Source organism: Pseudomonadota bacterium, assembly GCA_022361155.1.
Classification (GTDB): Bacteria; Myxococcota_A; Polyangia; order Polyangiales; family JAKSBK01; genus JAKSBK01.
Genome location: JAKSBK010000529.1, coordinates 1 through 3,831, shown reverse-complemented (window position 1 = coordinate 3,831; position 3,831 = coordinate 1). Strand labels below are relative to the sequence as shown.

The 3,831-nt window shown below is 66.5% G+C and carries 2 protein-coding genes and 1 pseudogene; all 3 read right to left on the bottom strand.

Annotation, left to right across the window (positions count from 1 at the left end):
• The 3 genes and pseudogenes from MJD61_19810 to MJD61_19800 all read right to left on the bottom strand — a co-directional run bounded on the left by MJD61_19810 (position 1) and on the right by MJD61_19800 (position 3,555).
• Positions 1-136 (bottom strand): annotated as a pseudogene (locus MJD61_19810) (IS630 family transposase).
• A gap of 78 nt (positions 137-214) precedes the next feature.
• The gene (locus MJD61_19805) at positions 215-2,014 is read right to left on the bottom strand and encodes a DUF885 domain-containing protein (protein ID MCG8557509.1); all 1,800 of its coding nucleotides are present in this window, start codon (positions 2,012-2,014) and stop codon (positions 215-217) included.
• A gap of 479 nt (positions 2,015-2,493) precedes the next feature.
• On the bottom strand, positions 2,494-3,555 hold the full coding sequence (locus MJD61_19800) for a dihydrodipicolinate synthase family protein (GenBank protein MCG8557508.1): 1,062 nt from the start codon (positions 3,553-3,555) through the stop codon (positions 2,494-2,496).
• Between the last annotated feature and the right edge of the window lie 276 nt (positions 3,556-3,831).

Here is a 3,831-nt window from a genome sequence, read left to right as displayed (position 1 = left end):
TGCGCGCCTTGTCGACAGTAAAGAGCCACTCGATGCGGGCGCCCTGACGGTTGCGGGTGCGTTCCCAGGCTGCGAGCTCGCGGCAGAGGACTTCACGGTCCCCGATCCGTCTTTCGAGACACTGCGTCTTCATGACGCGACCGCGACCTGACCCGCGTCTCGCCGAATCGCCTTCCCCAAAAAGCAACTACGGCCGGCAGGCGCCATAGGCGTCCTAGCGCGGCTTTGACTCTGACCTGGATGCCGCGCTGCGAACACGACCCCGCACGCCGGCCTTTGCCCTCTCGCCTGCGATCCAGCGCTCGACCTGACTGCGCAGGACGCCCAGGGAGACTGCACCCCCGCCAAGCACCACGTCGTGAAACGCCTTGATGTCGAAGCGTCCGCCAAGCGAACGGCGGGCCTGTTTTCGCAACGCCATGATCTCGAGCTCGCCAACCTTGTACGCGAGCGCCTGCCCTGGCCACGCCAGGTAGCGATCCACCTCGTTGCTAATATTGCTTTCGGTGAGCGCGGTATGCTCATACATGTAGCGCTCGGCCCGGGCGCGAGTCCAGCCCATGGCATGCAGTCCCGTATCCACCACCAGCCGGGACGCGCGCCAGGCCGCGTAGCTGAGCTGGCCCATGCGGTCGAGGTCACCGCTGTACAGTCCCATCTCGTCGGCCAGGCGCTCGGTGTACAGGGCCCAACCCTCCACGAACGCCGTGCTGCCCAAAAGGCGCCGGAACGCCGGAAGCTGCCCCAATTCCTGACCCAACGCGATCTGCAGGTGGTGGCCCGGCACTGCTTCGTGGTAGGCGAGCACCTGCATCTCGAAACGAGGGCGCACCTCGGGTTTGTAGGTGTTTATGAAGTATTCACCTGGCTTGGACCCGTCCAGGTGAGGCGGCTGGTAGTATGCGATCGTCGAGTAGGGTGCCTCGTAAGCGGGCACGGGCCGCACTTCGCACGGAGTCTTTGGCAGCAAACCGAAGTAACGCGGCAGCGCGCCGTTGGCCCTTGCGAGCGCGCTGCGCGCTGCAGCGACGATGTCCTCGGGCTCCTTGAAGTACAGCTCCTTGTCTGTCCGTAGGCGCTCGAGGATGCGTTTGAGCGAACGCGTTCGAAACAGCTTCGCACCGAGCCGCCTCATCGCCTTGCCGATGCGCGCGTTCTCCTTCTTGCCCAGCCGATGGAGCTCCTCAGCAGTCCTCGACAAGTCCGTGTAGCTGTGGATCCTCGCGCGATAGCAGTCGGCACCCTGCGGTAGCGCCCCGACACCGGCCTTACCTCGCGGACGTGCCTCGGGAGTCACTTCCTCGCTGAGCATCTTGCGATAGCGCTCCAGCGCCGGGCGAATCTCGTCGCGCACCACCTGCTGCAAGTGCTCGGCCCAGCGCGCGCGCTCCTGCGCGTCCCACGACGTCAATGTGTCAAGCCTCTTGAGAGGCGCGAGCAACGCCCACTCGGCAAGCGGCTTGTTCAGCTCAGCGTCGAACATCTTGATCGTACGAGCGACCGACTCGGCGTTCGCCACCAGTCCATCATTCAGGCCGTCGCGCAGGTTGGCGATCGTGCTTTCGATCGACGTGGGAATCTTGCGGTAGCGCGCTAGCAGGGTCGCGGCGCGCTCAAAGCTCGTCAGCTTGTGTTGCTCCGACAGCATGCCGAAGCGCTTCAAAGGGTTGTCGAACGCCGACACGGTCCAACGATGGGCCTGGCAGACCTCGGCCCGTACCTCCTTTTGCAGCAGCTCGATCAGAAGCGCGAGCGTCGTGCGATCGCTGCTGCCCTCGGCGAGCTGCTCCCACAGCGGCTTCGCGCCGGCCAAGAATCTGCGGCGGTCACGCCGCCGGCGCTCGATATCGCGAAGCGCGTGCTTACGCAGTTCCTCGTCGAACCGGTGGTCGCCCAGCGTCGTGGCCCAAACAGGCGCTTCGCGCAGTTTCCAGTCCCAGTGTTCCACCAAGAGCGCAGCCAGCGCGGGGTGCCTCACGCCGGCCGTGGCCGCTAGGCGTTGCTCAGCGGGCAACGGGGGCGGCGCTGCAGGCACGGAAGGAGGAGTCGGGACCGGCGGTGGCGGCGGCGCAGAAGCTGCGACGGGTGGCGGCGGCGCAGGGTCGCGGGAATCAGAACCGGCACGATCGCAGCCTGCCCCCGCGAGCAGGTACGCGCCCAGCAACCAAACGCCGAAGGCGGCTGGGCTTCGCCCGCTCCGCGAATCGGGCCGGGAGTGAAGTGACCGAGCGCCCACTCGGTGCGGCTTATCAGATTCCGTCACGCAGCGCAGCCTTTGCCCGCATCGGTCACCAACTTCGAGGCGAATCGTCCGAGGCGCATGCGATAGCGGCCGATCCGCAGTCGAGGGACCGGAGGCATAGTAGACACTATGTTGAGGATGCCGAGACGAGGACGCGGCCGCTAGGGCGGGCGGATCGGGCGATTGGGCCGGAGGCTGGTGACCGATGCGGGCTTGTACTTGGCGGGCTCGAAGTTGGTGACGGATGCGGGCTAGCGCGCCAGCGCAGACCAGACGCCGTCATCACCGAGTCGAGCGGCGACGGAAACCTCGAACGCTTCTTCAATAGGGGTCAGCACCTGCGGGTTGTTCGTGAAGACCTCGCGCAGCGTACGCCGGCAGCGCTCGACCCCGCTCGCGGTCATCTTTCCGAGCGGTGCCCGGAAGCTTGGCGAGAGCATGCCGAGCCCCGCCATCATGGTCTTGACCGGAACCGGGTTTCGAAACCGATCGGTGATGTTGACCTGCCGTCCACCCGGCAACGCACGCACGCTCTCGACGCTGCATGTCCCGATGGCAAACAGCGGGGCCAGCGCTTCGGCGAGCTCGGCGGCACGAGTGGTCCTTCCCTCGCGCTGGGCCGCACACATTTCAGCGACAGCGCGCGGCGCGATGTTCGACATCACGCTAATGACGCCTGCCGCGTCGATCAGGGGGTCCTGCATCATACCCAGCGTCAGGTCATCGTCGCCCGACAAGATGTTGAGGCCGGGCCCCGCCAGCTCTCGCTCCCGCCTGAACCGCAGCATATCGCCGCTCGCCGACTTCACCGCGGGGACCCGATCAGGCGTGGCCCCGTGCAGCATCGCGAGGTCCTCTGGAGACAACGCACAACCCGTCCGCCCGGGAATCACATAGGGGACCAGGGCAACCTCCGGAACCGCCTCCAGGACGCGCTCGTAGTACTCGGTGCGCAATTCCAGAGAGCTCGGCCCGTTGTAGTAGCAATCGACGAGCAGCACAGCGCTCGCCCCGCGTGACCAGGCATCGCGGGTCCCGTCGATGGCTTCTCGGGTGCAGTTGGAACCCGCGCCGGCCAGGACTCCGGCTCGGCCCTGCGCCAACCGCACGGCCAGCGCGACCGCTGCTCCGTGCTCCTCCCAACGCAGGGTTGGCGACTCGCCGGTGGTTCCGCAGGGAACCAAGCCCTGCACGCCCTCTGTTAACTGAAACTCGAGCAGGCGCGTGTAGGCGCCGGCATCGAATCTCCCATCGGAGTCAAACGGCGTGGCGAGCGCCGTCCAGGCGCCGGCCGGCTTGAACGCTGGCTGCATAGTTACCTCGCCCCCTTCTAGCGGCTCCGGTCCACGCCCTGCAAGCCCGGAATCGTTCGCGCCCTACACAAGCGGAGCCGTAGCCTGGCTCCCGTCCCTACGATCCGGAGAGGCCCTCGGCTTCTCCTAGCGGCGCTGTCTTCCCGCACATCCGGCCATAGAGGGCCGTGGCCGACCCCAGGAAGACGAGTCGCCCCGCAAATCGAAACCAGAGGTAGAGCTGGCCGACCACGAATGCGCCCAGGATCCCCAGGGTTGTGCTCTGGCCGGCGCCGG

Excerpts from the sequence above, each read along its gene's own strand:
- MJD61_19800 (MCG8557508.1), bottom strand. The coding sequence starts at position 3,555 with ATGCAGCCAGCGTTCAAGCCGGCCGGCGCCTGGACGGCGCTCGCCACG.